We start from the raw sequence: 24,782 nt of genomic DNA, 5'->3' as shown, positions 1-24,782 counted from the left end.
CTCAGGCGGGCTGCGCAAGCGGGGCGCCCGCGCGGCAGAGTTCGCTCAGCATGCGCAGGCGGCGCTGCGGGTTGGCGACAAAGGGGTTGCGGGTGTCCCACGCGTAGCCGGCCAGGATGGCGCTGATCATGCGGCGTATTTCCGGTTGCGCGCGCGGGTAGAACACGACGTCCTGGAATTCGCCGCTGTACCAGCCCTGGACATAGGCGCGGAATGTTTCGACGCCCACCATCAGCGGGTCGGCGAACTCGGCTTGCCAGTCCACCTGGGCGCCGCCCAGCTGCCGGTGCAGCGCATCGGCCGCCAGCTTGGACGAGCGCAGCGCGATGGTGACCCCGGACGAAAACACCGGATCCAGGAACTCCGCGGCGTTGCCCAGCAAGGCATAGCCCGGGCCGTGCAGGCGCGTCACGCTGGCCGAGTAGCCGCCTATCGTGTTGGCGGGCGTATCCCAGACCGCGTTCTTCAAGACGCGCTTCAGGTTGGGCGCGGCCTGCGCCATGGCGCGCAAGGTGGTCATCAGGTCTACACCGGGGGCGCCGAAAAGGTCCTCGCCGCCGACGACGCCGAACGAGCAGCGGCCGTTGGAGAAGGGAATCAGCCAGTACCAGATGCCCCGTTGTTCGGGATGCACCGTGATCAGGATCTTTTCGCGGTCAAAGCCGGGATCGTCGATGCGGTCCTCGATGTGGGTGAAGATGGCCTTGCGCGGCGGCATGGACGACGGGCGTTCCAGGTCCAGCATGCGCGCCAGGACGCGGCCGTAGCCGCTGGCGTCCAGCACGAACCGGCTCTTGACCTGATAGCTATCGCCTTCGGCGGTGCGCACGTCCAGCAGCGGGCCGTCGTTGCCGAAGTCGGCCGCGGTGACTTCCTGCCGGTAGCGCACCTCGACGCCTTGGCGGGCGGCGTCGTCGGCGAGCACTTGGTCGAAGTGCGCGCGCTGCACCTGGAAGGTCGTGCCCGGCCCGGCGGTGAACTTGTCGCGAAAGTCGAAGTAGGTGTAGGCGTCGCCGCAGGCAAATGCGGCGCCGTTCTTGACCTGGAAGCCGGCGGCCTGGACGGCGGGCATCATGCCTGCCTCGTCCAGGTATTCCAGGCAGTGCGCCAGCAGGCTTTCGCCGATGGAAAAGCGCGGGAACTGCTGGCGTTCAAGGATCAGGACGTCGTGCCCCTGCCGTTTGAGCAAGGCCGCGGCGACCGCGCCGGCCGGGCCCGCCCCGATGACCACGACTTCCCGATGTTCCATGCTGGATGTTTCCATGTTGCGATGCGTGATGAGAGGAAAGCGTCAGCGCCCGCGGGGCGGGCCGATCCACGGCGCCCACAGCAGCGAAAAGGCCACGCCAAGCGCCACGGCCAGCCCGAAGTTGGCAATGGCGGGGGTCTGGCTGAGGGCGAGCAGTCCGAACGACAGCAGCGTCGTGACCGCGCCCAGGAGAATGCCCACCAGGCTGGCGGCCGCGCCCGCGACGCGCTCGAACATGAAGATCGCGTAATCCACCCCGATGGCGGACACCAGCAGCAGGCCGAACAGGCTGAACAGCGTCAGGGGCTGGCCAAGATAGCCCAGCGCGGCGAGGCTGCAGGCGGTGGCCGCCAGGGGCACGGCCAGGATGCGCCAGGTCGCCGCGCGGCCCAGCGTCAGCAGCAGCAGCACCGCGGCGGCCACATAGGAAATGAGCTTGAGTTCGGCGGCTTCGATCCGGGTGGCGGCGAACATGCGGTTGAGTTCGCCGCTGCGGTCGACCAGGCTGACGCCCGGCGCGTCCTGCGCCACGGCGGCCAGGGCCGCCGGGTCGCGCAGGCCGAGCAGGGTGATCATGCCCGCATATTCGCCGCCGTGCTGGCCCAGCCACAGCGCGCGCCAGCGTTCGGCCTGGGGGCCGCGCAGCGCGTCGTCGATCGTGAGCGGGGGCAGCGCCGCGAGCGACTGCAGCTCCTGCGCGATGGCCTCGAAAGGAATGCCGAGGTCGGTCATGGCCTTCCAGGCCTGCGGCTGTGCGGCCAGGGCGGCCAGTCTGCCGCGCAGGGCCTCCTGCTCGGCGGCCGGCGACACGAGCTGGCTCAGCGCGTTGTACGTGGCCAGTTTGCCGTCGCGCACCAGCGCATCGAGCCGCTGGGCGACCCGCGCCTGGCGGCGCAGCAGTTCGTCGGGATCGCGGGCGCGCACCAGGAAGAACTGGCTGGTGGGCACGACGCCGGTGATGTCGCCGATCTGCCTGGCCTGCGCCATCAGGGGCGCCGGCAGGCTCAGCCACTGGCGCAGGTCGTCCTGGATGCCAAGCCGCGCAATGCCGCCCGCGACGCCCGCCGCCACCAGGGCCGCGCCGATCCACAGGACGCCGCGCCGGGCGGCCAGCCGTTCGCGCGTGCGCAGCGCACGCTGGGCAAAGCCCAGCAGGGGCAGCCAGGGATGTGGCCGCCAGCCGCGCATCCAGGCAGGAAGCTGGCACACGGTGCATGCATAAGCGCCCAGCAGGCCGGCCGCCGAGAACACGGCGGTCTGGGTCAGCGCCGGGAACGGCGTGAACGCCAGCGCGAGGTAGCCCACCAGGCTGGCGGCCAGGCTGATGGTCAGGCCGGGGAGCACCCGGCGCAAGGCCGGCCAGGCTTGCCAGTCCGGCATCCCAAAGCTCTTTCCCAGCCAGTGCATGGGGAAGTCCACGGCCACGCCGATCAGGCTGGCGCCGATGACGAGCGTGAGGACGTGGATGGAGCCGAATACGGCGACGCACGCGACCGTGCCGGTCACCAGCCCCACGGCCACGGGCACGAACGCCAGCAGCACGCGCCAGCGGCGCATCGCCAGCAGCAGCACCAGCACGATCCCGATGGCGGCGCCGGTTCCGATCCAGCCGCTTTCGGCGACGGCCTGGGCCTTGCCGGCCGCGGCATACAGGGGGCCGCCCGCCACCAGCAGCTCGGCGCCCGCCGCGCCCAGGGCCGCTCGATCCTGGTCGATTTGCGCCGCAATGCGTTGCGGCGCGTCGGCGTCGAAGGCGTCGGCGCGCGTATCGGCGCGCACGAGCACCCAGCGCCGGCCGCCCTGTTCGGCCTGCAACGTGCCCGAACCCATGTCGAAATGCACCAGTCCGCCGGGACGCAGCGCCTGTTCGGCGCGGCGCGTCAGCCCCAGCCAGTCCTGATCGGCGGGCACCAGGCCCGACGAGGAGAAGGGATCGGACAGTTCGCGGGCACGGCGCTGCGCGTAGGCCGCGGGGTCGTTTTCCAGTTGCTGGCGGTCCGCCAGCGGGAGCATGGCCAGGCGGCCCGCCAGGAGGTGCTCGCGCAGGGCGGCCAGGTCGACGTTCAGGTCTACCTGCACCTGGGAGAACAGGCCGCTGTCCGTCCACCGCTTTGCCAGCAGACGCGCCGGCGGCACGGGATCGGCGCCGTCGCGCGCGGCGACCAGCGCAATGAGCTGGCGCGAGAGCGGTTCCTGGATGCGGCTCTCGGCCAGCCGCCGCGTGGCGTCAACGGACGCCTGCGGCACCAGCTCCATCAGATTGGCGGAAACCGGCCAGCCGTTGCGGCACTGCCAGGCGCCGGCCAGCAGCACCAGCAGCAGCCCCAACTTGAACAGGCGGGGCAGCCAGCGTTCAGTCCGCGAACGCACGCTCTTCCTCGGGGGTCAAGGCTTGCGCGGCGATGGCGCCGGTCATCTGCAGCACGCTGCGGTCGCCTTGGGTTTCACGCAGTTCGATGCGGTCAACGAGCGCGCCGCCATCGATCCGGATGGTGTCGAAGATCTGGCGCAGCAGCGCCGAGCGCGGTGTCAGGGTCAAATGCCAGTCGGTGGACTCGCCCGTCAGCGCCAGGTCGAAGTTTTCCTGCAGCGCGCGGGTGTCGCCGGCCAGCACGGAAAGAAAGAGCTGGTTCTCGCGGCCGCCGCCCGTCTGCTGGGGCAGCTTTGTCCAGGCGCCGGACGCGTCCCGGCGCGAGATGCCGTTGGCATCGATGCGCAGGTCCTGCGCGATGGGCGTGCGCAGCAGCCATAGCAGGCCTTTTCCGGCCGCCAGCGTGAAGTCGCCGCGGCTGGTCAGGGGCTGGGGCAGCGAGCGCAGGAATTTCTGCTGCACGAACTGGCCGCGCACGATCGGCGTGGCGCGCAGTTGTGCCCGCAGGTCGTCCAGGTCGAAGGCCGCGGCGGTCAGGGGCAGCAGGGCCAGCGCCAGCAGGCAGGCGAGCCGCTTCCAGAACGGGCGGGGGGTGGGAATGCGCATCATGTGCCGGCCTCCAGGGACTGGAGCCTGCTTCGGACCGCGGCGACGAAGACCTCGGGCGAGGCCAGTTGCATCTCGCCGCTGGCCAGGCAGACGGCCACCTGCTCGGACGTGGCGCGCGTCAGCCGCTGGCCCGTGTCCGCATCCTGGATCAGGTAGTTGATCTTGAGCCGATGTTCCCATTCCACCAGTTCGGCGCGCACGACCAGCCGTTGGCCGAACTGCGCCGGCTGGGCGTAGCGCAGGTGCAGGTCGATCACCGGCCACACATAGCCGCTGGCGCGCATGGCGCCGTAATTGTGGCCAAGGCTGTCCAGCAGCTCGCAGCGCGCCTGCTCCAGGTACTTCACGTAGTGACCATGCCAGACGACATTGATCGAATCGACGTCGAAAAAGGGCACGCGAATTTCGACTTCCGCGCCGATGGCGCCGCGTTTACGCATCGTCTTTCCAGAAGGGGTAGAAGTTGAACCACTGCAGCGGGGCCAGTCGGCAGTGCGCCGCGAGGCGGTCGGCATAGCGCTGCGCCCAGTCGGCGATCCGTTGCTGGCGCGTCGCGCGCGTCCAGGCGATGCCGTCCGACAGCCGCTCCATCGACACGCGGTAGCGATCGCCCTGGCGGGTGCAGAACAGCAGATTCACCGGGCAACCCAGCAACCCGGCCAACAGCCAGGGGCCCTGGGGCAGTCGCGCGGTCGCGCCCAGGAATTGCACCGGCACCGTGCGATCGCCCTGCAGCGGCACGCGGTCGCCGGCGATGGCCAGCCATTCGCCCCGATCGAGGCGTTGCGCCAGATCGAGCATGACGGCCGCGTCCAGTTCGCTGACCTGGATCATGCGCAGCCCGCCGCCGGCTTCATCGAGCAGGCGGTTGAAGTGGACGGCATGTTTGCTGTGGACCAGCACGTTCAATCTGAGCGCGCCGGTCTGCTCGGCGAGCGCGCGGCAGATTTCAAGGTTGCCCAGGTGCGAGCCCACCAGGATCTGGCCGCGGCCATGGCCCATCTGGCCGTGCAGGCCATCCGGGTCGGCGATGTCCAGTTGGGCCATGGTGATCCTGCCCTGCCAGACGTCCAGCTTGTCGAGCATGGCGGTGGCGAAGGCCAGGTATTGCCGGTAGACAGGAAAGGCGCGGGGCAGCGGCGCGACGAGGCCGCCGGCGTTCACCAGGCGCCGCTGATACGCGGCGATCGCGCGACGGGCGCGCGCGCCGAAGGCATAGAAATACAGCACGACGAGCCAGACCACGGGCGCGACGGTGCGCCGGCCCAGCCTGCGCGCGGCCCAGGCCGTCAGGCGCATCAGCGCCGGATGGCCGCGTTCCCGCTGCCCCGCCCAATGGCTGTCGGGGGCGCTCATGGACGGACGCTCCCGGTCAGGCGGCGCCACAGCAGGGCTGGCGACCGGGCCAGCATCCCGAAAAACAGCCGCGCATGCATGCGGCTGATCAGCAGGTTGTCCTGCAGCCCCTTGAAGTGCGAGATGCCGCCTTCGGGATAGACGACGCGCGTCGGCAGCCACGCCATGGGCATGCCGCGCCAATGCAGCCGCACCAGAATGGCGATGTCGAAATCCATGCGCCGGCCGACATGGGCGCCGTCGATCACGGGCAGGACGGCGGCCAGCGGATAGACGCGAAAGCCGCACATGGCGTCGGGGATGTCGAACGACAAAGTGTTGATCCATACCCAGACGCGGGTCAGCCAGCGGCCGTAGAGGCGGCTGCGGGGCATGTCGTCGCCATAGACTGGCGCGCCGCAGATCACCGAGTCCGGCTGCGCGCGGGAGGCGTCGGAAAATGCCGTCACGTCCTGCAGCGCGTGCTGGCCGTCGGCGTCCACCTGCAGCGCATGCGTGTAGCCCAGCGCGCGGGCGGCGCGCAATCCGTCCTGCACCGCCGCGCCTTTGCCGCCATTGACTGCGCGGCGCACGAGCCGTATGTCGGGCTGCATACCGGGCTGCGCGGCCAACTGGTCCAGCACCGCCGCGCACGCCGGGTCCGAGCCGTCATCGACCAGCACGCAGGGCAGGCCCTGCGCCGTCAGTTGCGCCACCACCGCGGACACGGTGCCGCCGTGGTTGAACACGGGGATGACGGCGCACAGCTTATGCGGCGCCATGGTCCGCCCCTTGGAGAATGCGTCCCGACGAGCAGGGCGAGCCGTCCACCGTGAACGCGAAGTACAGCTTTTGCCGGTCCGCGTCCCATTTCAGCGCCAGGGCGGCGGTGTCGCCCGGGCGCAGGAGACGCTGGAACTTCAGCGCCTCCATGCCGGCAAAGCTCAGTTCCGGCTTCAGGTCGCGCTGGGCAAGCGACATGGCCCAACTGATCTGGGCCACGCCCGGCACCACGGGCGCGATCGGAAAGTGGCCGCTGAAGTACGCCAGGTCATAGGGAATGTCGAGCGTGTAGCGCCGCTCGTTGTCCGGCAAGGCCGCCACGTCCGTGGGGATGGCGACGGGCGCCAGCGGGCGCGGGCCGGCCGCGGCGTCGAACTCGGCCTGCGGCAGCTTGCCTTGCGCGTTGGCGGGCAGGTCCCGGAAGAATCTCCAGCCGCGGGGCACCGCCAGCGATTCGAAGCGCGTGGCCATATGGGCCCGCAAGGCATCGACCACGGCTGCGCGGCCCTGGTTGCGCAGCGCATGCAGGCCATGGGCCGTCAGCGCCACCAGCGCCGTCAGGCGCGGCGCGCCGGCCGCCTTGCCCACGCGCACGTCGGCGACGTAGGCGTGTTCCGTCAGTGCGTGTTCCAGCATGGGCAGCGACACACGCTTTTCTTCGATCTTCACGATGCGGTCCAGGCGGCCCAGCAGCCGGAAGCCGCCGGCCGTGAGCTCGGCGCCGTCCGCGGTCTGGCGGTCGTCGGCATGGACCCATGGCGATGCGACGCGCAGGGCGCCGTCGCCGTTCACGTCCACGGTCACGCCGGGCAGCGGCTGCCAGTCCGCGTCGCCGGTGCGCCAGGCCACCGCGCCGGTTTCCGAGCTGCCGTAGATTTCCGTGGGACGCACGCCGAGCGACCGCGCGATGTCATCGGACACGTCCCGCGGCAAGGCGCCGCCCGACGAGTGGATGCGGGTCAGCCTGCCGCGCAGCTGCGCCCAGTCCAGGCGCTGGCCCAGCCGCCGCAGCAGGGCCGGGCTGGCGATCCAGGTGAAGGAAGGATGGCGCAGGCTGGCCTGCTGCAGGTCTTCGGGGTAGAGGCGCTGCGGCCGGTCGATCTGCCGGCCCGCGCACAGCGGCCAGAGCACGCGGAAGGGCAGGCCGTACATGTGCTGCGCCGACACGCTGCCCAGCACGGGCGCCTGCGGGTCGGGCCACTGCTGCTGCAGCGCCTGCACTTCCTGCGCCAGTTGGCCCCAGGTCTTGGCAATGTGCTTGGGCGTGCCGCTGGAACCGGAGGTGCACAGCACCAGGGTCTGCGACGCGTCCAGTTCCGCCGGTTCGAGGGGCGGATGTTCATGCAGGTCGGCGAGCCGCCACTGGCGGGCGGCGGGCAAGGGCAGCGCGGCGTCGGTCAGCCACGCGTCGACGGTGGCGTCCAGGCCCTGGCAGGTCTGGGCCTGGCGGTCGCCCGGCAGGACGGCCACCACGCCCGCGCGCCAGCAGGCGAACAGCGCGCAGGCGAGTTCGGCCGCGTCGTCGAACCAGAGCGCCGCGCGCCGCAGCGAGCGGGCGCGCAGCGTGCCCGCGATGCGCAGGCTGGCCTGCGCGAAGGCGTCACGGGTCAGCAGGGGCGAATCGGCGACCGGGGCGTTGCCGTCGCCGGGCGAGGCCGGCAACAGCAGGCGGGGCAGGGGCGTCCAGGCCATGGATCAGGCCGCCTTGGCCATGGCCGGGCGCAGCAGCCACTCGCCGGCGGCCATCAATCCCATCAGCACGTAGCTGACGCAGCCGTTGTAGGCCACCCACCAGCTCCAGGGCCCCCAGACCGCCAGCGCGGCCGCGACCGAGCCATTCAGCGCGAAAAAGACGCACCATGCGCGGGTGACGTTCCGGGTATAGCGCACGCCTTCGGGCGGCAGCGCCGGATGGCGCAATCGCGCCAGGCGTTCGACGACGGGCTGCGGGCCGCGCAGGCTCATGCCGAAGATGGCCAGCATCAGGGCATTGACCAGCACGGGATACCAGCGCAGCCAGCTTTGCGAATCGGAGACGGCGAGGATCAGGCAGAAGACCAGGGCGACGGCCGGCAGCAGGCGGTCGCCGGGCTGTGTGGCGCGCGCCGTGAGCGCGCGCGCCAGCCAAAGCAGCGCCAGCGGCAACGCGAGCCAGGCGGCGCTTACCCTGTCCAGCGTCGCGTAGACGAGGAACGGGTAGGCCACGGCGGCGGCGGCCAGCGCGGCCGCGACGCCACGTTTCATGCGGCGGGATCCTGCTTTTGCCACATCGCCTGGACCACGTCCTCGACGGTGCGGACCGTGCGGAAATCATTGGCGTCCAGCTTGCGGCCAGTCTGGCGGCGGACGTGGTCGATGAGGTCGATCGCGTCGATGCTGTCGATTTCCAGGTCGGTGTACAGGTGAGCGTCGGGCGTGATCCGTTCCGGTTCGATCTCGAACAGTTCGACCAGCGCGCCGCGCAGCGTATTGAATATTTCTTCGCGGGTATGCATCGTGACTCCGTGTGCGTCAGTCGCGGCGTTGCGCCGTGACAAATGCCGCCAGGCTGGCAATGCTGGCGAAATGCTCGCGCATGTTGCGCGTTTCGGGATCCATGGTGATGGCATAGCGCTTTTGCAGCGCCAGGCCCAGCTCCAGCGCATCGACCGAATCCAGGCCCAGCCCGTCGCCGAACAGCGCGGCCTCGCGGTCGATGTCGTCGGGGGTGATGTCTTCCAGTCCCAGGGACTCGATGACGAGCGTTTTCAGCTCAAGTTCCAGTTGATTCATCCAGCTTTGACTCCACTTCCACCGTCTGGGGCGACAGCGCGTTCATTGAGGCGCCGTCCGGCGCGCTGCGCGCCAGTTCGGCTTCGAAATAGGCATGCAGATAGGCATTCATCTTGCGGCCGGCGATGGGCAGCGGATGCACGGCGCTCCAGGTCGTCGGGTCGATGTCCTCGCCGACCTCGATGACATAGCGCATGCGGGAAGGCGGAATGCGGTACCAGGGCTCGCCCTTGGTCAGGCTGCGCGGATTCATGCGGATGACGACCGGCGTCACGACCCGCGCGCCGCGCAAGGCAATCGCGCAGGCGCCGCGATGGAACTGCGGCAGGGCGCGGGGCGGCGTGCGCGTGCCCTCGGGAAATACGATCAGCGTTTCGCCATTGCGCAGCACGTCCGCGGCGCGATCGAACATGTCGAAGCTTTCGTCGTTGGTGATGTAGCCCGCGCTTGCCACCGGCCCGCGGGTAAAGGGATTGGTCGCCAGGCCGTGCTTGACGATGCAATTGGCGTTCTTGACGTGCCCGACCAGGAACACCACGTCCAGCAGCGACGGATGATTGGCAAGAATCATCTGGCCCGGACGGCCCAGGCGTTCGGCGCCCTTGAATTCCACGGTCAGGATGCCCACGCGCACCATGAAGCGGATGAACAGCCTGAAGGTGCCATGCAGCGCCCAGCGTGCCCGGCGCTGCCGGTCGTGGCGGTCGCCCGGCAACAGCCGTTGAGGCGGGAACACCATCAGGCGCAGCAGCACGCCGCCCAGGCCGAACAGGGTGAAGGCCATGCCAGTGGCGACCAGGCGCCAGAGCCAGAAATCCTGGCGGACTTGTGCCGTGCTGTTCATGCGTTGCGTGTCCAGGTCCATTGGCGGGTGCGGTTGGCGTGCCGCCAGCTTGGGGTCCGCAGCGCGAGATGGCGAAGGAGGTTCAAGGGATTGGGCCAGATCTGCGGCGCAGCGTCGCCGGGGGGGGCGGGGCTGGGCGCTAGCGCCCAGTCCGTGCCCGGGCGCAGCCGGAAGGCGGCAGCGTAAGAGAACGGCACATCGTCCACCCACGGGGCGTAGGGGCGGGGCGGCTGTTCTTCGGCCAGCACCACCAGCACGTTGTCATGGCCTTGATCGAACAGCATGGCCGCTTCAATAAAGGCGTGTTCCAGGCCGTCGTCCTCGACGGCAATCGCGACGGACTCGGCGGTGTCGCGGCGTATGATCGACCACTGCGCGGCGATCGCATTGTGGACCGACAGTCCGAATGCGGTGGGGGACAGCGGCTCGTCCGCCGCCAGCGATTCCAACAGCCCGAAGTTGCGCGACGTTTCTCCGTGGCGCGAGGCGAATACGAACGGCATGTCCGGATATCCGTCGGCCAGCGGCCAGGCGCAAGCAAAGACGCCGCGGGCCAGGGGGCTGAGGCGGCGGCGTTGCATGGGGGGCAGGAAGTCGAGGCGGGGGGCGCTTTGCTCTCCGAGGGGGCAGTAGGGGTGTTCGGCCCAGTGCTGCCAGCGGCTCGGGTCTTGAAATCCGTGCGTCCAACCTTGCCAGTGCGCGATTGAGAACGTCAACATAGCGCGCGATTCTACTATGGTGAACACGGTCGGAAACGATTTAAACAGTTACAAATTACACAAAATAACCCATATTACCGATAATTTTATCCAATAGTTACTTTTAAGCCGTGGGCGTTCAGGAACTTTTAATCTGGTGGGCCGATCAAAGCGCCGCCTCTCAATACCGGGTTGAACACCTGTCTGCGGACGACGTCCGGCGGGCGGCGGCGATCCGCAGCGGCAAGGCGCTGCAGGACTGGAAAGTCAGCCGCGCGGTGTTGCAGCATCTGCGCCGCGCACGGCCGGTTCCCGGGGCAACGTCCCTGAGCCACAGTGGCGGACATGCCGTTTGCGCAACGGCGCCGCCCGGCTGGAAGATCGGCATCGACCTGGAGGCCATCCGGCCACGCAACGTGGACGGGCTTGCGCAGTGGGTCTGTTCGCCAGACGAACGCGAGGCATTGGCCGACTTGCAGGGCGAAGCGCGCCTGCAACACTTCTATCGGCTCTGGACACTGAAAGAAGCCTTCATTAAAGGAGCGGGGCTGGATTTTCCCGCGGACATGGCCTGCGTGGGTTTGTCCGAGTCGCCGGAAAGCCCGCTGCTGCGCGCGCCCGGGGGCGCGTGGCAGGCGTGTTCCTACCGCATCGGAAGCGATTGGGTGGCCTCGGTGGTGTGGCAGGCCCCGCAGGATCGAGCCGCGGACGCGGTGGCGCCGCAATGGATCTGCCTGCCCGCTTGCGCCTTGCCGCCGCCCGCGCCGTTTGGCCGCTGGCGCTCCGATTCAGACTGATCCTAGCTGCGATTTTTCTGCCCGCCCTTAAAGATGTATTATGAATATATGTTTAAAGGCGAGCACGATCGCCATTCAAGGAGCCGTAGATGTTGAGTCCCCAAGTCCGCGAGCTGGTCAAGGCCACCGCCCCTGTCCTGAAGGTCCATGGCGTGGCCCTGACGAAGCACTTTTACGCGCGCATGTTCCAGCACAATCCGGAACTCAAGCACGTGTTCAACCAGGCCCACCAGGCCGGCGGCGCGCAGCAGCATGCGCTGGCCGGCGCGGTAACCGCCTATGCGGAGCACATCGACGATCCCTCCGTGCTGATGCCGGTGGTGACGCGCATCGTGCACAAGCACGTCAGCCTGGGTATCCGGCCCGAGCACTACGCCATCGTGGGCAAGCATCTGCTGGCGTCCATCCGTGAAGTGCTGGGCGACGCCGCCACGGACGAACTGGTGGATGCGTGGGCCGCGGCCTACGGGCAGTTGGCCGATCTGCTGATTGCCGAAGAGGCGCGCCTGTACGCGGAATCGGCCAACAAGCCGGGCGGCTGGACCGGCTGGCGTGCGTTCCGCGTGGTGGGCAAACAGCCGGAAAGCGCCGAGATCACCTCCTTCTACCTGGCGCCGGCCGATGGCGGCACGGTGCCGGCGTACCGGCCGGGGCAGTACGTGTCGGTGCGCGTGTATGTGCCGGAACTGGGACTGATGCAGCCTCGCCAGTACAGCCTGTCGGACGCGCCGGGGCAGGACCGCCTGCGCATCTCGGTCAAGCGCGAACCCGCTGGCGACCAGACGCCGGCGGGGCGCGTGTCCAATGCGCTGCACGACCGCCTGGAAGAGGGCGGCGTGCTGGACGTGGCGCCGCCGCAGGGCGATTTCCACCTGCGTGAAGACGGCGACGCGCCGGTCGTGCTGCTGAGCGGGGGCGTGGGCCTGACGCCGATGGTGTCGATCCTGAACCATCTGGTGCGGGCCAACGACGATCGGCAGATCCGCTTCGTGCACGGCTGCCGCGACCGGTCGGTGCATGCCATGCGCGACCACGTGAACGATATCGCCGCGTCGCGCGCCAATGTGCGCAAGGCGGTGTTCTACGAAGAGGTGGCCCATGGCGACCAGCCTGGCCGCGATTACGACCACAAGGGGCGCGTCGATCTGCACGCCATCCGCGAGGAGGCCATCGTGCCGGGCGCCGATTACTACCTGTGCGGCCCGGCTGCTTTCATGCGGGCGCAGCGCGAGGCGCTGCTGGGCCTGGGCGTGGCCGAAGACCGCATCCACGCCGAGGCATTCGGCACCGGCGGCGTCGCCGCCTGAGCGGTGTATCCTGGCGGCCTGATGTTTCCGGGCCGCCCGGTCTCCGCCCCACACCCATGCAATTGACCCGATTCACCGACTTCGGCCTGCGCGTCCTGATGTACCTGACGCAATGCCGCGACCGGCCCGCCGCCGTCACGATCCCCGAGATCGCGGACCGCTTCGACTTGTCGCGCAACCATCTGGTGAAGGTGGTGCATTTCATGTCGCAGCGCGGCTGGGTCAGCACCTCGCGCGGCAAGGGCGGGGGCCTTGCGCTGGCGCATCCGGCCACCCACTACCGGGTCGGCGACCTGGTGCGCGAGCTGGAACAGCAGGGACCGCTCATCGACTGCCGCGAGCCGCCCTGTGCGCTGGACGGCGTGTGCCGGCTGGCGGGCGTGCTGGCGCAAACGCTGCAGGCGTTCTACGACGCGCTCAACGCCTACACGCTGGCCGATCTGGTGCGCGAACCGACCGCCGCCGCCATCATCAAGCTGCACCGGATCGCCTGATCCCAGGGCATGAAGTTTGGTTATGGCCCCTGCGGCGTTTGGCATTTGCCGGCGCCGGGACCCCGTTACAGAATGGACCGGTTCGCGGTCTTTTTTGGATAACGGTATGCGCGTTTGCGTGATTGGCGCGGGCGTCGTCGGTGTGACGTCGGCCTATTTCCTGGCGCGCCAGGGTCATGAAGTGGTGCTGGTCGACAGCCAGCCCCGTCCGGCGGAAGTCTCCAGCTATGCCAACGGCGGTCAGCTCAGCTACAGCTATGTGGCGCCGCTGGCCGGCCCCGGCGTGCTGCCCAGCGTGCCGGGCTGGCTGCTGCGCCAGGATTCGCCGCTGCGTTTCCGGCCCCGGCTGGACCCGCACCAATGGCGCTGGTGCCTGCAGTTCGCGCTGGCCTGCCGCGCGTCGGTGGCCAAGGCGTCCACGGCGCAGATGCTGACGCTGTCCTACCTCAGCCGGGACGTGATGCATTCCCTGCTCGAACAGGAAGACCTGGCCTTCGGGCACCTGAAGAACGGCAAGCTCATTGCGTACCGCAGCGCTGAACTGCTCGATAAGGCGCGCGCGCTGGTGGCCTACCAGGCCGCGCACGGCGCGGACCAGCAGGTGCTGGACGCCGCCCAGACCGTGGCGCGCGAGCCGGCGCTGGCCGGCATGGGCGCCAGCCTGGCGGGCGCCATCTACACCCCAAGCGAAGAAGCCGGCGACTGCCGACAGTTCACCGAAGCGCTGTTCGATCGCCTGCAAACCCTGGGCAACGTCGAGTGCGCCATGTCCAATCCCGTGTCCGGCCTGCAGCGCGAAGGCCGCCGCATCGTCGCGGTCAACACGCGCGATGGCGATATCGGCGCCGACGCCGTGGTGCTGGCCACCGGCATCGGCACGCGCGCCTTGCTCAATCCGCTGGGCCACGACGTGCCGCTGTACCCGCTGAAGGGCTACAGCCTGACCGTTCCGCTGGCCGATGACGACAACGTGGCGCCGCGCATCAGCGTGACCGACTACGAGCGGCGCATCGTCTACGCCCGCGTGGGCAGGGTGCTGCGGATCGCGGCCATGGTGGACATCGGCAGCAACAACGCCGACATCGACCCGGCGCGCATCGGCCTGCTCAAGCGCCAGGTGCGCGAAGCCTTCCCGCAACTGGACCTGAGCCAGGCCATCCCCTGGGCTGGACTGCGGCCGGCCACACCCACCGGCAAGCCGCTGATCGGCCGCAGTCCGGCCGCCGACAACCTCTGGCTGAACGTCGGCCAGGGCGCGCTGGGTTTCACCCTGGCCTGCGGCAGCGCGGCGCTGCTGACCGCCCAGATGGGCGGGCTGGAGCTGCCGCTGGATCCCGCGCCGTTCCGGCCCTGATCCGGGCCTGATCCGGGCCTGATCGGAATCCCGGCATGTCCCGGCGTCCGTTCACGGGCGTTCAAGACAGCCTTTCGCCGTCGCTGCATAGTGGCCGCTTTGCGCGGTGAGGCGATGAGCATTTTCCAGAGAACCACGATTGCGTTGGCGCGCAGCCCGGCGGTCGGGCAGGCGATGCGGGCGATGGCCGCCCGGACCTCGCTGGCCCGCCGGTTCGTCGGCGGCGCCGACGTGCACGAGGCCGTGCGCACGGCCGTGCGGCTGCGCGAGGTGCATGGCATTCGCGCATCGCTCTTCTACCTGGGCGAGTACGTCGCGGACCGGGCCGCCATCGCGCACAACGTCGATCAGGCCATCGGCGCATGCAAGGCGTTGGCCGACGCCGGCCTGGACGTGCACGTGTCCGTCGACCCCACCGCCATCGGCTACATGCAGGGCGACGCGCTGGGCGAGGACAACGCGCGGCGCATCGGCATCGCGGCGCAAGGCGCCGCGCGCGGGGGACGCGGCTGCCTGATGCTGGATATGGAAGATTCCGCCATCCGCGACCGCACCTGCGCGCTGCATCGCCACTTGCTGGAAGCGGGCGTCCCCGCCGGGCTCACGCTGCAGGCGCGGCGCCGCCGCACGCCGGAAGACCTGGCCTGGGCGATTCGCCAGCGGACCTCGCTGCGGCTGGTGAAGGGCGCGTTCCCGGAGCGGGCGCTGGATCACGCGGGGCGCGCGCGCATCGACCTGGCCTATCTGGACGCGGCCGCCATCATGCTGTCGCGCGAGGCGCGGGACTCGGGCTTCTACCCGGTCTTCGGCACGCACGACGACCGGCTGGCGGGCGCCATCATCGACCTGGCGCGCGAACGTGGCTGGTCCCCCGCCGACTTCGAATTTGAAATGCTCTACGGCGTGCGCCCGGACTGGCAACTGGCGCTGCGCGGATTGGGCTATAACGTCAGGGTCTATCTCCCGTTCGGCGCGGACTGGTGGCCGTATGCCATCCGGCGCGTCGGAGAAAATCCTCGCAACGCGTGGCTGCTGGCCCGATCCCTGACGTCGGATGGGCGCTACTTCGGATAGCCGCGAGACGGCTGACCCTCTACCCATGGCGGTTTCTCAACACATCTGGCATTGCGGCGCGGGCCTGCCCGGCGACGTGCTGATCGCAGACCTGCGCGCCTATCGCTACGCGCCGCATTTCCATGACGCCTGGGCCATCGGCGCGGTCGAGCAGGGCTGCTGCGAATTCACGGTGCAAGGCGCGCCCTACACCGCGCGGGCAGGCGAACTCGTGGTGATCGCCCCGGGACAGGTGCACACCGGCGGCACGGCTGCCGGGTCGCTGGTGTACCGCATGGCCTATCTCGACCCCGCCTGGTTCCAGGACCACGAGCAGGCGCTGGATGCGCATGGCGTGCGGCGGGCCGGGCCGGTGATCGCCGATGCCTCGCTGTGCGCGACCTGGCTGAATGCGCTGACGGCCGACGAGATTCCCGCCGCGCAGCGCCGCGCGCGCATGTCGGCGGCCGTGTTCGGCCTGCTGGCCGCGCATGGCAGGACGCCGGACGGCGGCAACGAGAGTGGCCGTGTAGCGTCGGGCGACCCTGCCGGCGTGGCCGACATGGCCGACCTGACCGACCTGACCGACGTATGCGCCTTGCTGCGCGAACGCATGGCCGCCGATCCGGCCTGCGCGCCGGACCTGGAGGCGCTGGCGCAGGCGCAGGACCGGCACCGCACCACGCTGGTCAAGCAGTTCGCGCGGCGCTATGGCCTGCCGCCGCAGGCGTGGCTGCGCAACTGGCGGGTGGCGCGCGCCCGCGCGCTGCTGCGCGGCGGCCTGCCGCTGGCCGACGCCGCGCAGGCGGTGGGCTTTGCGGACCAGGCGCATCTGACCCGTGTGTTCAAGCAGGTCTATGGCAGCCCGCCCGGCGTGCTGCTCAAGGCGGGCGCGGCCTCCCAGACGTTGTGACGGCGGGGCGTCTCGATCCGGTAGTCGGAGTATTTGCGGGTGAAGAACTCGGCGCCCAAGGTCTGCGCGGCCGCCAGGGGCTGGCGCGGATCCCGCGCGATCTCGCCGCGCTTGTTGCCCGCGCCGTGCACGTAGCCGACAAAGTCGGAATGGGTGTAGCGCGCATATTCCTGGACCTGGTGCACGATGCCCAGCGCCGCGCCGGGATAGGTCTCTTCCGAGGCGACCGCCAGGCCCAGCCGCTTGCCGGTCATGCGCGCCATGACGCGCTGCGGCTCGGGTCCCGCCCCGGCGTAATGGCTGAACGACCGGTCGAAGAACGCCTTGGCCTGCGCCGACATCCCATACCAATAGACGGGCGTGCAGAGCAGCATGCCGTCGGCGGGCAGAAAGTGTTCCAGGAAGAGTTCGGCGTACCGGTCCGCCGGCGCGCGGGCGTGCCGCAGGTCCGGAAGGAAACCGTGGATGTAGTCATCGATAAAGAGCAGGGTGGCGGCGGTGCCGGCGGCCTCGGCCCCGCGCAGGGCGGCCTTGCCCAGCGCGGCGCTGTTGCCATCGCGGCGCGGACTGCCCACCAGGATGAGCAGCCGGTTGGATTGCTGATTTGAATTCATGTTTGGCTCCCGCAAGAGTGATTGGAAACGATCTTCATGGCCATGTTGCAGGCCATGTTGGCCGCAAGCCGCCGCCGCGACAAATGATCATTCCTGAATTAAGCTGAATCAAATTCATCCAGGTCTGCCGCCTATGTTTGCCACGCTTCCCGTCACCGCGCTACGCACCTTCGAGGCTGCCGCGCGCCTGCGCAGTTTCAAGCTGGCCGCGAACGAGCTGTCGGTCACGCCCACCGCCGTCTCCCATCAGGTCAAGGCGCTGGAGCGCCACGTGGGGTGCGCGCTGTTCGACCGCGTGCCGCGCGGCGTGCGCCTCACCGACAAGGGCGCGCGCCTGTTTGCGGGCGTGCATGGCGCCCTGCTCGATGTCGCCCAGGCGGTGGACGCATTGCGCCCCGCGCCGGCGTCGGGCGCGCTGACCGTCTCCACCACGCACTCCTTCGCCGCGCTCTGGCTGGTGCCCCGGCTGGGGCGTTTCCATCAGGCGCATCCCCAATACCAACTGCGCCTGGACGCGACGCCCGACCCCGTCGACCTGCTCCAGGACGCCAGCGTGGACGTGGCCATCCGCTACAGCGGCGAGCGCTATCCCGCGCTGCACGCGGCTTGCGCGCTGCCGGAGTGGTTCGGCGTGTACGGCGCGCCGGCCCGCATCGCGCGGGCAGGACGGCGAGCACCCGCGCTGGTGACGGTGCGCTGGCGCGATTCGCCACTCTATGAGCAGGGGTGGCAGGCGTGGTGCGACGCGGCGGGCCTGCCGGCATGGCGCCGCCCGGCCGCCGAGCATGCCTACACCGAGGAACACTACGCCTTGCAGGCCGCCATCGCCGGGCAGGGACTGGTGCTGACCAGTTCGGTGATGGTGTCCGACAGCGTGGCGGCCGGCACCCTGGTGCCGTTCCGGCCGGAGATCCGCGTCGCGGGCTCGGCCTACACCGCGCTGTGCGCCCCGGGGCGCGAGCGTCACCCGCCTGTCAAGGCGTTTCTGGCGTGGCTGCGCAAGGAGTTCCGCGGCCAGGCGCTGCGCGGCGGGCAGGACAAGGCGCACGCTCGCGGGTAAATTGCAGGCAACGGCGCGAGACGCGACGCCACCACGCATCACACGACTACGGAGCCCGTCCCGCTGTGAACCGATTCCATGAGATGACGGTATTTCTTGCCGTGGCCGACGCGGGCAGCTTTGCCGCGGCGGCGCGGCGCCTGCAGATGTCGGCGCCCACCGTCACGCGCAGCGTCGCCGCGCTGGAGCGCCGCCTGGGCGCGTTGCTGCTGGTGCGCACCACGCGCAGCCTGCGCCTGACCGAAGCGGGCCAGCGTTATGCGGCCGACTGCCGCCGCATTCTGGACGACGTCGAACAGGCGGACGACGCCGCGGCGGGGGCCATGGCCGCGCCGCGCGGCGCGCTCGCCATCACCGCGCCCGCGCTGTTCGGCGAACTGCACGTCATGCCGGCCGTGCTGGGCTATCTGCGCGAGCATCGCCAGGTTTCGGTGCGCGCGCTGCTGGTGGATCGCGTGGTCAATCTTGTGGACGAGGACATCGACGTGGCCGTGCGCATCGGTGCGTTGCCGGATTCCTCGCTGACCGCGGTGCCGGTCGGCCACGTGCGCCGCGTGGTCTGCGCATCGCCGGATTTCCTGCGCGAGCGCGGCGTGCCCGAAACCCCCGACGCCCTGCATCGCTTCTGCACGATCACCGCGGCGATGGAGGGCAGGGCGCCGCAGTGGCGTTTCGTGCAGGACAACCAGATCCAGCGGCTCAACGTGCAGTCCCAGCTCACCGTCACCTCGTTCCAGGCCGCAGTCATGGCCGCCCGCGAGGGCTGGGGCCTGACGCAGGTGATGTCCTACCAGGTGGCGCCGCACCTGGCCAGTGGCGCGCTGCAGGTGGTGCTGCGTGAATTCGAGATGCCGCCCGTGCCGGTCCACGTGGTGTACCCGGAAGGGCGCAAAAGCTCGGCCAAGGTGCGCAGCTTCGTGGAATTCTGCGTGCAGGCCCTGCGCCGGGACCTGGCCGCGCTGCCGGCCTGACCGGTTTATTTCATGTACGGCAAGAGTGTCTTGCCGGCGCCGGCCGTTCCCGATCCGGCCGGCGCGCCCCAAGATGGAGCCCTGAATCCACCTGGGAGCCCGCCATGCCGTCCACCCCCCTGAAGTTCTACCGTTACCCCTTGTCCGGCCACGCGCATCGCGTCGAGCTGATGCTGTCCCTGCTCGACGTGCCGCATGAGGCCGTCGACGTGGACCTGCGCCAGCGCGAGCAGAAGCGGCCCGAGTTCCTGGCGCTCAATGCCTTCGGGCAGGTCCCGGTGATCGATGACAACGGCGTCGTGGTCGCCGATTCGACCGCCATCCTGGTGTACCTGGCCAAGCGCTATGGCGGGCAGGCGTGGTTGCCGCAGGATCCTGTGGGGGCGGCCGCGGTCCAGCGCTGGCTGTCGGTGGCGTCCGGGCCGCTGGCCGCCGGCCCTGCGTCGGCGCGCCTGGTGACGCTGTTCGGCGCGCCGCTCGACGCGGACGCCACGCTGGCGCGCGCGCATGCGCTGCTTGCCGTCATGGAAGGCGAACTGCGCCGACGCGATTTCCTGGCGGGCGATGTCCCGACGATTGCCGACGTGGCCTGCTATGCCTACGTGGCGCATGCGCCGGAGGGCAACGTGTCGCTGGCGGACTATCCCCATATCCGCGCGTGGCTCGACCGGATCGAGCATCTGCCGCGCTTCGTGCCCATGGCGTCGTCCGCCGTGGGCCTGCTCGCGGCCTGAGGCCGGGCGCCCGCCGCAAGGAGACCATCATGAATGCTTCCGAGACCCCCGCGCCCTCGCCGTGGCACGCCGGGGAACGCCAATTGCAGAACCACACGGGCGTGGCCGCGCGCATGGACCTCGTCGGACGCAAGGTCATCCGCGACTACATGCCCGACCAGCACCGCGAGTTCTTCGCGCAGCTTCCATTCCTGGTGGCGGGCGCCGTCGATGCGCAGGGCGATCCCTGGGCCGGCATCCTGGAAGGGGAGCCCGGTTTTGCCGCGTCGCCCGACCCGCACACGCTGCGCATCGCCGCGATGCCCGACACGGACGATCCGCTGCGCGCCGGGCTGGGGCCGGGCAAGGCGGTGGGGCTCCTGGGCATCGAGCTGCATACGCGCCGGCGCAACCGCATGAACGGCCGCATCCAGGCCTGGGATGGCAAGCGTTTCGACGTGGCGGTGGCGCAATCCTTCGGCAATTGCCCGCAGTACATCCAGTCGCGCGACTTCTATTTCTCGCGCTCGCCGTCGCTGCGCTTTGCCGCGGCGCTGCCCGGGCAGGCCGGACTGGACGCGGCGGCGCGCGCGCTGATCGCGGCGGCCGACACCTTTTTCGTCGCCAGCTACGTCGACCGCGAGGACGGCGACGGCGGCCGGAGCGTGGATGTCTCGCATCGCGGCGGCAAGCCCGGCTTCGTGCGGGTGGACGGCGACGTGCTGACGATTCCGGATTTTTCGGGCAACCGCTTTTTCAACACCTTGGGCAACCTCGTGGCCAATCCCGTGGCCGGACTGCTCTTCATCGACTTCGAGCGCGGCGACGTGCTGCAACTGACCGGGCGGGCGGAAGTGGTCCTGGACGGCCCCGAGATCGCGCAATTCCAGGGCGCCGAACGCCTGTGGCGCGTCCATGTGCGCCGGGTGGTGCGGCGGCCGGGGGCGCTGGCCTTGCGCTGGCGCTTCGAGTCGTGGTCGCCGACGGCGCTCGCGACCGGCCGCTGGCCCGCGGCGGCCTAGGGCGGGGAAGTTGGCCGGCCGTGGCCGGCCCTGCGCATCAGCGTGCGGCGTCGCCCCGCGGATCCGGTGCGGACGGCGCCACCTTGCGCACGACCGTGTCGCCCGGCGCCAGCACGCGGCCGTCCTGCGCGCGGATCTCCAGGCGCCGCACCGGCTGGCCGCGCTGGCGGTCGATGAGCGCCGAATGCGCTTCGTCAGGGCCGTAGTAATGGTCTTCACCCCATTGGCGCAGCCCCACGATCACCGGAAACAGCGCCTCGCCCTTACTGGTGAGCACGTACTCCTGGTAGGCGCTTCCGTCCGAGGCGGGCGCGACCTGCAGGATGCCGTGCGCGACCAGCGTGCGCAGGCGGTCGCTGAGGATGTTCTTGGCCATGCCCAGGTTCTTCTGGAATTCGCCGAAGCGGCGCAACCCGTCGAACGCGTCGCGCACGATGAGCAGCGACCACCAGTCGCCGATGGCGTCGAGCGAGCGCGCCACGGGGCAGGCGGCGCCTTCAAGGCTGGTGCGTTTGACCATGTCGGGTTCCTTGCTGGGTCTGGGGCTGGATCTGGATCTGGATCTGGGCCTGGGCCTGGGCCTGCGGCCGGTCGCGCCGGCCGAAAGTTGGTTGCATTATAAAACCTGGTCGCCTAGCATTCTGGTTTCGTAATAAAACTGGATTTGCCATGAAACCCTCCCCCTCGCCGGACGGCAACGCGCCCGCTACGCCCGCCCTGCTGGTCTTGCTGCTGGCCGCGGCCTGCGCCCTGAGCGTGGCGAACGTCTACTACGCGCAGCCCCTGCTGGACGCCATCGGACGGGAATTCCACCTGGACGAGGCGGCGGTCGGCATCGTCGTCACCGCCACCCAGCTCGGCTGCGCGCTGGCCCTGTTCTTCGTGGTGCCGCTGGGCGACCTGCTGGACCGCCGCCGGCTGATGCTGGGGCAACTGGCCCTGCTGGTGCTGGCCCTGGCCGCGGTGGCGAGCGCGGCGAATCCGCCATGGCTGCTGGCGGGCATGGTGGCGCTTGGCCTGCTGGGCACCGCGATGACGCAGGGCCTGCTGGCGCTGTCCGCGGCGCTGGCGGCCCCGTCCGAGCGCGGGCGCGTCGTGGGCGCGGCGCAGGGCGGGGTGGTGATCGGCCTGCTGCTGGCGCGCACGCTGGCCGGCGTGCTGGCGGACCTGTGGGGCTGGCGCGCGGTGTACCTGGCCTCGGCTGGCCTGTCCGCCTTGCTGGCCGTGGCGCTGGCCCGCTGGCTGCCGCGGCGGCGCCTGCCCGCCGCGGGCCTGCGTTACGGCGCGCTGCTGCGCTCGGTGTTCACCTTGCTGGCGACCGAGCGCGTCCTGCGGGTGCGCGGCATGATCGCGCTGTTGATGTTCGCCGCGTTCAGCGCCTTCTGGACCGCGCTGGTGCTGCCGCTGAGCGCGCCGCCGCATGCCTTGTCGCACACCGCGGTGGGCGCGTTCGGGCTGGTGGGGGTGGTGGGCGTGCTGATGGCGGCGCGCGCCGGACGGTCGGCGGATGCCGGCCATGGCCAGCGCACCACCGCGATGGGCCTGGCGTTGCTGTGCCTGGCCTGGGTGCCCATCGCCTTCCTGGACCGCAGCCTGTGGCTGCTCGCGGTCGGCGTGCTGGCGCTGGACCTCGCCCTGCAGGCGCTGCATGTGACCAACCAGGCCATGATTTTCAGCATCGGCGCGCAGGCGCACAGCCGCCTGGTGGCGGGCTACATGTTGTTCTACGCGGTGGGCAGCGGACTGGGGTCGATCGCGGCCACGGCCGTGTATGCGCGGGCCGGCTGGCTGGGCGTCTGCGTGCTGGGCGCGGGCATCAGCGTGGCGGCGTTGCTGTTCTGGGCAGCGACGGCCCCGCGCGCGGCGCGCGCCGCCTGTCCCGCGGACGGGCGGGCGCGCACCTAGCCGGCTGCGCCCGCCGCGCTCAATCCAGCCAGCGCCGGATGCGGGCGGCCAGCGCTTCGCGGCTGATGCCGTAGCGGTCATGCAGCGTGGGCAGGGCGCCCGCGTCCAGGAAGGCGTCCGGCAGCCCGGCCAGCTGGAACCGGGCCGGTTGCACGCGGTGCCGCAGCAGGGCGCTGGCCACGGCCTCGCCCAACCCGCCGATCACCGAATGGTTCTCGGCCACGACCACCAGCCGGTGCTTGTAGCGCACCGCCTCGACCAGACTGGCCTCGTCCAGGGGCTTGATGGTCGGGCTGTGCATCACCGCTACGCCGATGTTGTCCCGCGCCAGGTCCTCGGCGGCCTCCAGCGCGCGCATGGTCATGATGCCGCTCGAAATGATCAGCACGTCGCCGCCTTCGCGCAGCATCTTCGCCTTGCCCAGTTCGAAGCGGTAGCCCTCGATCTCGTCCAGCACCAGCGGCACCTGCCCGCGCAGCAGCCGCATGTACACCGGTCCCTGGTGTTCGGCGATCTGCGGAACGGCCTGTTCGATGTCCAGCGCGTCGCAGGGGTCGACGATGGTCAGGCCCGGAATGCCGCGCATCATGGCCAGGTCCTCGGTGGCCTGGTGGCTGGGCCCGTAGCCGGTGGTCAGCCCCGGGAGCGCGCAGCAGATCTTCACATTCAGGTTCTCTTCGGCGATCACCTGGTGGATGAAGTCGTACGCGCGGCGCGTGCCGAACACGGCATAGGTCGTGGCAAACGGCACGAGGCCCTCTTTGGCCATGCCGCCGGCCGCGCCCATGAGCAGTTGCTCGGCCATGCCCATTTGGAAAAAGCGTTCGGGATAGGCCTGCGCGAACAGGTGCAGGTCGGTGTACTTGGCCAGGTCGGCGGTCAGTCCCACGACGTCCGGCCGGGACTGCGCGTAGTCGACCAGGGCCTTGCCGAAGGGAGCGGCCCGGACGCGCTGTCCCTCCGAGGCGATCGACGCGATCATGGCCGACGTGGTGAGGCGGGGTTTTTGCGGGGTGCTGGCGCGGCTCATGACCAGGCTCCTTCGGTCGTGGGGGTGGGGCGGTTCTGGTCCAGGATGTCCAGCGCCTGCTGCCATTCGGGCGGGTCGACGCGGATGAAGTGGTTTTTCTCGCGCTGTTCGAGAAAGGGGATGCCCTTGCCCATCCGCGTATCGAAGAGGATGACGCGCGGCTTGCGGTCCGGCAGCGTGCGCGCGGCATCGAATGCCTGGATCACGGCGGCCATGTCATTGCCGTCCACGCGCTGCACGTGCCAGCCGAAGGCCGCCCATTTGTCGGCCAGCGGCTCGAATCCCAGCACCTTGCCGGAAGGGCCGTCCGCCTGCTGGTTGTTGATGTCGACCAGGCAGATGAGGTTGTCCAGTTCATGGTGCGCGGCGCCCATCGCGGCTTCCCAGGTGGATCCTTCGTCCAGTTCGCCGTCCGACATGGAGTTGTAGACGAAGGCCGGATTGCGCTTGTGCTTGAGCCCCAGCGCGATGCCGACCCCGATGGACAGGCCCTGGCCCAGCGAGCCGCCCGAGATCTCCATGCCCGGCGTGTAGGCCGCCATGCCCGACATGGGCAGGCGGCTGTCGTCGCTGCCGTAGGTGTCGAGCTCGCTTTCCGGGATGACGCCGGCCTCGATCAGCGCGGCGTAGTGGGCGATCGCGTAGTGGCCGTGGGACAGCAGAAAGCGGTCGCGGCCTTCCCATTGCGGATCTGCGGGCTGCAGGTTCATGGCGTGCCGATAGGCCACGGCCAGGACGTCGGCCCATCCGAGCGCCTGCCCGATGTACCCCTGGCCTTGGACTTCTCCCATGCGGACCGCGTAGCGGCGGATGCGCCACGCGGCCGTCGCCAGTTCATTCAAAGCGGTGGACTGCTCCATTCGAAGCTCCCTTTTGTTCAGTTGTGGT

At 69.8% G+C, this 24,782-nt stretch carries 27 protein-coding genes; 11 read left to right on the top strand and 16 right to left on the bottom strand.

What is annotated here, in order from left to right; all coding sequences use genetic code 11:
- Position 1 precedes the first annotated feature (1 nt).
- From BXA00_RS27825 to BXA00_RS27770, 12 genes are read right to left on the bottom strand one after another with little or no spacing between them, the layout of a single operon-like run.
- Positions 2–1,264 (bottom strand): NAD(P)/FAD-dependent oxidoreductase, encoded by a 1,263-nt coding sequence (locus BXA00_RS27825; protein WP_076521605.1) that lies wholly within the window; start codon positions 1,262–1,264, stop codon positions 2–4.
- Positions 1,265–1,291: 27 nt separating this feature from the next.
- Positions 1,292–3,619 carry an MMPL family transporter gene (locus tag BXA00_RS27820; protein ID WP_076521604.1) on the bottom strand — a complete coding sequence of 776 codons (2,328 nt, stop codon included), beginning with the start codon at positions 3,617–3,619 and terminating at the stop codon, positions 1,292–1,294.
- A complete protein-coding gene (locus BXA00_RS27815) occupies positions 3,603–4,229 on the bottom strand; it encodes an outer membrane lipoprotein carrier protein LolA (protein WP_231952166.1) in 627 nt (208 codons plus the stop codon). The genes BXA00_RS27820 and BXA00_RS27815 overlap by 17 nt, the downstream gene beginning before the upstream one ends.
- Entirely contained in the window at positions 4,226–4,669 is a 444-nt protein-coding gene (locus BXA00_RS27810; protein ID WP_076521603.1) for a thioesterase family protein, read from the bottom strand. The genes BXA00_RS27815 and BXA00_RS27810 overlap by 4 nt, the downstream gene beginning before the upstream one ends.
- A complete protein-coding gene (locus tag BXA00_RS27805; RefSeq protein WP_076521602.1) occupies positions 4,662–5,585 on the bottom strand; it encodes a glycosyl transferase in 924 nt (307 codons plus the stop codon). The genes BXA00_RS27810 and BXA00_RS27805 overlap by 8 nt, the downstream gene beginning before the upstream one ends.
- On the bottom strand, positions 5,582–6,346 hold the full coding sequence (locus BXA00_RS27800; RefSeq protein ID WP_076521601.1) for a glycosyltransferase family 2 protein: 765 nt from the start codon (positions 6,344–6,346) through the stop codon (positions 5,582–5,584). The genes BXA00_RS27805 and BXA00_RS27800 overlap by 4 nt, the downstream gene beginning before the upstream one ends.
- Positions 6,333–8,039 carry an AMP-binding protein gene (locus BXA00_RS27795; protein ID WP_076521600.1) on the bottom strand — a complete coding sequence of 569 codons (1,707 nt, stop codon included), beginning with the start codon at positions 8,037–8,039 and terminating at the stop codon, positions 6,333–6,335. Before BXA00_RS27795 ends, BXA00_RS27800 begins: the two co-directional genes overlap by 14 nt.
- Before the next feature lie 3 nt (positions 8,040–8,042).
- Positions 8,043–8,591, bottom strand: a complete 549-nt coding sequence (locus BXA00_RS27790) for a hypothetical protein (protein ID WP_076521599.1) — start codon at positions 8,589–8,591, stop codon at positions 8,043–8,045.
- The gene (locus BXA00_RS27785; protein WP_076521598.1) at positions 8,588–8,842 is read right to left on the bottom strand and encodes an acyl carrier protein; all 255 of its coding nucleotides are present in this window, start codon (positions 8,840–8,842) and stop codon (positions 8,588–8,590) included. The genes BXA00_RS27790 and BXA00_RS27785 overlap by 4 nt, the downstream gene beginning before the upstream one ends.
- A 16-nt stretch (positions 8,843–8,858) precedes the next feature.
- Positions 8,859–9,119: a phosphopantetheine-binding protein gene (locus BXA00_RS27780; RefSeq protein ID WP_076521597.1), complete on the bottom strand. Its 261-nt coding sequence runs from the start codon at positions 9,117–9,119 to the stop codon at positions 8,859–8,861.
- Complete coding sequence (locus BXA00_RS27775) at positions 9,100–9,963, bottom strand: 1-acyl-sn-glycerol-3-phosphate acyltransferase (RefSeq protein ID WP_231952165.1); 864 nt, start codon at positions 9,961–9,963, stop codon at positions 9,100–9,102. The genes BXA00_RS27780 and BXA00_RS27775 overlap by 20 nt, the downstream gene beginning before the upstream one ends.
- Complete coding sequence (locus tag BXA00_RS27770) at positions 9,960–10,682, bottom strand: beta-ketoacyl synthase chain length factor (RefSeq protein ID WP_076521595.1); 723 nt, start codon at positions 10,680–10,682, stop codon at positions 9,960–9,962. The genes BXA00_RS27775 and BXA00_RS27770 overlap by 4 nt, the downstream gene beginning before the upstream one ends.
- Positions 10,683–10,792: 110 nt before the next feature.
- On the opposite strand from BXA00_RS27770, the gene BXA00_RS27765 reads away from it, so the two are divergent.
- From BXA00_RS27765 to BXA00_RS27740, 6 genes are all read left to right on the top strand, one after another.
- Positions 10,793–11,458 carry a 4'-phosphopantetheinyl transferase superfamily protein gene (locus BXA00_RS27765; RefSeq protein ID WP_076521594.1) on the top strand — a complete coding sequence of 222 codons (666 nt, stop codon included), beginning with the start codon at positions 10,793–10,795 and terminating at the stop codon, positions 11,456–11,458.
- Between the two features lie 89 nt (positions 11,459–11,547).
- Positions 11,548–12,765 (top strand): NO-inducible flavohemoprotein, encoded by a 1,218-nt coding sequence (gene hmpA / locus BXA00_RS27760; RefSeq protein ID WP_076521593.1) that lies wholly within the window; start codon positions 11,548–11,550, stop codon positions 12,763–12,765.
- A 56-nt stretch (positions 12,766–12,821) separates the two neighbouring features.
- Positions 12,822–13,259 carry an Rrf2 family transcriptional regulator gene (locus BXA00_RS27755; protein WP_076521592.1) on the top strand — a complete coding sequence of 146 codons (438 nt, stop codon included), beginning with the start codon at positions 12,822–12,824 and terminating at the stop codon, positions 13,257–13,259.
- 106 nt (positions 13,260–13,365) lie between these two features.
- Positions 13,366–14,613 carry a D-amino acid dehydrogenase gene (locus BXA00_RS27750; RefSeq protein ID WP_076521591.1) on the top strand — a complete coding sequence of 416 codons (1,248 nt, stop codon included), beginning with the start codon at positions 13,366–13,368 and terminating at the stop codon, positions 14,611–14,613.
- Positions 14,614–14,727: 114 nt separating this feature from the next.
- Positions 14,728–15,687 (top strand): proline dehydrogenase family protein, encoded by a 960-nt coding sequence (locus BXA00_RS27745; protein WP_076521590.1) that lies wholly within the window; start codon positions 14,728–14,730, stop codon positions 15,685–15,687.
- Between the two features lie 25 nt (positions 15,688–15,712).
- Positions 15,713–16,579: an AraC family transcriptional regulator gene (locus tag BXA00_RS27740; protein ID WP_076521589.1), complete on the top strand. Its 867-nt coding sequence runs from the start codon at positions 15,713–15,715 to the stop codon at positions 16,577–16,579.
- Here the strand turns inward: BXA00_RS27740 and BXA00_RS27735 are convergent.
- A complete protein-coding gene (locus BXA00_RS27735; RefSeq protein WP_076521588.1) occupies positions 16,522–17,193 on the bottom strand; it encodes a flavodoxin family protein in 672 nt (223 codons plus the stop codon). The genes BXA00_RS27740 and BXA00_RS27735 overlap by 58 nt on opposite strands.
- Before the next feature lie 133 nt (positions 17,194–17,326).
- On the opposite strand from BXA00_RS27735, the gene BXA00_RS27730 reads away from it, so the two are divergent.
- The 4 genes from BXA00_RS27730 (at position 17,327) to BXA00_RS27715 (ending at position 20,959) form a co-directional block, all read left to right on the top strand.
- Complete coding sequence (locus tag BXA00_RS27730; protein ID WP_076521587.1) at positions 17,327–18,253, top strand: LysR substrate-binding domain-containing protein; 927 nt, start codon at positions 17,327–17,329, stop codon at positions 18,251–18,253.
- Positions 18,254–18,318: 65 nt separating this feature from the next.
- On the top strand, positions 18,319–19,224 hold the full coding sequence (locus tag BXA00_RS27725; protein ID WP_076521586.1) for a LysR family transcriptional regulator: 906 nt from the start codon (positions 18,319–18,321) through the stop codon (positions 19,222–19,224).
- A gap of 104 nt (positions 19,225–19,328) precedes the next feature.
- Positions 19,329–19,958, top strand: coding sequence for a glutathione S-transferase family protein (locus tag BXA00_RS27720; RefSeq protein WP_076521585.1), 630 nt, complete (start codon positions 19,329–19,331; stop codon positions 19,956–19,958).
- Between the two features lie 29 nt (positions 19,959–19,987).
- Complete coding sequence (locus tag BXA00_RS27715) at positions 19,988–20,959, top strand: pyridoxamine 5'-phosphate oxidase family protein (RefSeq protein WP_076521584.1); 972 nt, start codon at positions 19,988–19,990, stop codon at positions 20,957–20,959.
- A 37-nt stretch (positions 20,960–20,996) separates the two neighbouring features.
- Here BXA00_RS27715 and BXA00_RS27710 read toward each other — a convergent pair whose 3' ends face one another.
- Entirely contained in the window at positions 20,997–21,479 is a 483-nt protein-coding gene (locus tag BXA00_RS27710) for a helix-turn-helix domain-containing protein (protein WP_076521583.1), read from the bottom strand.
- A gap of 149 nt (positions 21,480–21,628) precedes the next feature.
- Between BXA00_RS27710 and BXA00_RS27705 the strand changes: the two genes are divergently transcribed.
- Positions 21,629–22,864, top strand: a complete 1,236-nt coding sequence (locus BXA00_RS27705; protein WP_076521582.1) for an MFS transporter — start codon at positions 21,629–21,631, stop codon at positions 22,862–22,864.
- A gap of 19 nt (positions 22,865–22,883) precedes the next feature.
- Here the strand turns inward: BXA00_RS27705 and BXA00_RS27700 are convergent, their stop codons facing one another.
- Positions 22,884–23,894, bottom strand: coding sequence for a transketolase family protein (locus BXA00_RS27700; protein ID WP_076521581.1), 1,011 nt, complete (start codon positions 23,892–23,894; stop codon positions 22,884–22,886).
- Positions 23,891–24,754 carry a transketolase gene (locus BXA00_RS27695; protein WP_076521580.1) on the bottom strand — a complete coding sequence of 288 codons (864 nt, stop codon included), beginning with the start codon at positions 24,752–24,754 and terminating at the stop codon, positions 23,891–23,893. Before BXA00_RS27695 ends, BXA00_RS27700 begins: the two co-directional genes overlap by 4 nt.
- Positions 24,755–24,782: the final 28 nt, after the last annotated feature.

Source organism: Achromobacter sp. MFA1 R4, from assembly GCF_900156745.1.
Taxonomy (GTDB): domain Bacteria; phylum Pseudomonadota; class Gammaproteobacteria; order Burkholderiales; family Burkholderiaceae_B; genus Achromobacter.
Note: the sequence above shows the minus strand (reverse complement) of the source record. Positions and strands in the feature narration are given on the sequence as shown.